The following is a 2,282-nucleotide window of genomic DNA, read 5'->3' as shown; positions in this document are numbered from 1 at the left end:
GCGCTTGCCAAGCGATGATGCCGACTTTTCAACCCGGTGGCTTTTGATCATACAATTCATGACACATCGGCTCAGCGGCCGGATGCCCATAGAATCGAAGGCTCGCCCGGTACCGGGTGAGCCTTTTTCGATGCATTTACATGCCCCTTGTCTCGCTTGCAAATAAGCGCTCAGACACTGCGGTAGCCTGCCCGACGCACAGCCCCCAACACCGATGATCCCAACCGTTTCGTACCCCATTCGACACATTGCCAACGTTCTGTGCCTTGCCGTTTTAGGCCTTTTGAGCCAAAACGCCTTGGCTCAGATCACCTCAATTGCGCCCGCCGCTATCACGGCTGTGCAAGGGGCTCCTGCCGTCGGCCTTGGCGTTAATGCAGAGCCTGCAGCGGCAGCTTCATTACCAACTGCCAAGGCACCGAGCCTGCCAGTAGCACCCGACATGGGGGCTGCAGACACGCAAGGCTTCGGCGTCAAAGAAGTGCGCACACCCCGACCCCAAACGCCCAGCCAATTCCAGCGCTTTGTGCAGGGCAGTACAGGCACCATGCTCTCGCACTTTGGCAGCACCTTGTTTGACAACCCCCAGGCTTACGCCATCGACGCCGCCGCCCCCGCACCCAGCGAATACGTGCTCGGCCCCGGTGACCAAGTGCGCATCCAAATCTGGGGCAGCACCGACTACAGCGGCAGCCAAACACTCGACCGCAACGGCCAAATCAGCCTGCCCAAAATCGGCACCATTCAGCTCAACGGTGTGCAAGTCAAAGACCTCGAAGCCACCTTGCGCCGCAGCGTGGCCACCGTCTTCACCAACGTCACCGTCAACGCCAGCCTGGGCAAGCTGCGCGGCATCACGGTTTATGTGGTCGGCCAAGCGCGCCAACCCGGCACTTACAACCTGAGCAGCCTGTCTACCTTGGTCAACGCCGTGTTTGCCAGCGGTGGCCCCGGCGTGAACGGCAGCATGCGCGCCATCGAGCTCAAGCGCGGCGGCAAAACCGTCACCACCCTCGATTTGTATGACTTCATTGCCCAAGGCGACAAATCCAAAGACGCTTCCCTGCAGCCCGGCGATGTCATCATGATCCCACCTGCAGGCCCGCGTGTGGCTGTAACGGGTGCCACTGACCACGATGCCATCTACGAACTCAAAACAGGCACGACTTTGCAAGACGTGCTGGCCTTGGGCGGCGGCGCCCCAACCTTGGCCAGTGCCCACAAAGCCCTGGTGGAGCGCATCGACCCCCAGCAACCCGCCGCACCCCGCCTGGTGCAAAGCCTCACCCTCAATGCCCAAGGCTTAGGCCAGACACTGCGTGATGGCGATGTCATCACCCTGTTGCCCATGAGCCAAGCCTTTGCCAACGCGGTCACCTTGCAAGGCGCAGTGGCCCAGCCCTTGCGTCATGCTTTCAGGCCTGGCATGCGCGTGCAAGACCTCATCCCTGACCGCGAAGCCCTGATTTCCCCAGACTTTTACAAGCGCCGCAACCAGCGCGTACAAAACCGTATCGCTTCGCTCAAATCGCAAGGCTTCACACCAGAGCAAATCCTGGCCCTGGAGCGCGCCGAAACCTTGCCCCAAGACATCGACCTCAGCACTGAAATCATTGCCCGTGACCCCCAGTTTGGTCAGGCTGACGGTCAAAACAACTTGGACCGTCTACGCAGCTTCGGTCAGCAAATCAACTGGGACTACGCCGTCATCGAGCGTCTGAACAAAGCCGAACTGCGCACCCAACTCATTCCCTTCAACCTGGGCAAAGCCATTGTCCAGAAAGACCCCACGCACAACCTCGAGCTGCAAGCGGGTGACGTCATCACCATCATGAGCAGCGCCGACCTGCTGCTGCCGGTTGAGCGACAAAACCGGCTGGTCCGCATTGAAGGCGAGGTGCTCGCCCCCGGCATCTACCAAGCCCAGCCTGGCGAAACCCTGCAGCAACTCGTCGCCCGCGTGGGTGGACTGACGGCGCAAGCCTACTTGTTTGGTGCCGAATTCACGCGTGAAACCGTGCGCCAACGGCAACAAGAAATCCTCGACCAACTCTTGCGCCGTCTCGAAGCGCAAATGCAAAGCGCCTCCGCCAACCTCAGTGCCAACCTCGCGGGTGAGCGCGCCGCCCAAGCCGCCACCTTGCAGCAACAGCAGCAAGCGCAAATGAAGTCGCAAATTGACCGGCTCAAAAACCTGCGCTGCAAAGGCCGCGTTGCTCTGGAGCTTGACCCTGCCCAAACCACCCAAATGGGCGGTATGACGGGATTGCCACTTGAGGCGT

Annotated in this window: 1 protein-coding gene; it reads left to right on the top strand. The window is 60.4% G+C overall.

Annotated elements, in window-relative coordinates; genetic code table 11:
• Positions 1–442 precede the first annotated feature (442 nt).
• The coding region (locus Q0341_RS08300; protein WP_299512010.1) for an SLBB domain-containing protein at positions 443–2,282 on the top strand (1,840 nt) is incomplete at its 3' end.

Origin of the sequence: uncultured Limnohabitans sp. (genome assembly GCF_937889215.1) — a bacterium.
Lineage (GTDB): Bacteria > Pseudomonadota > Gammaproteobacteria > Burkholderiales > Burkholderiaceae_C > Limnohabitans_A.
This window is presented reverse-complemented; position numbering and strand designations above follow the sequence as displayed.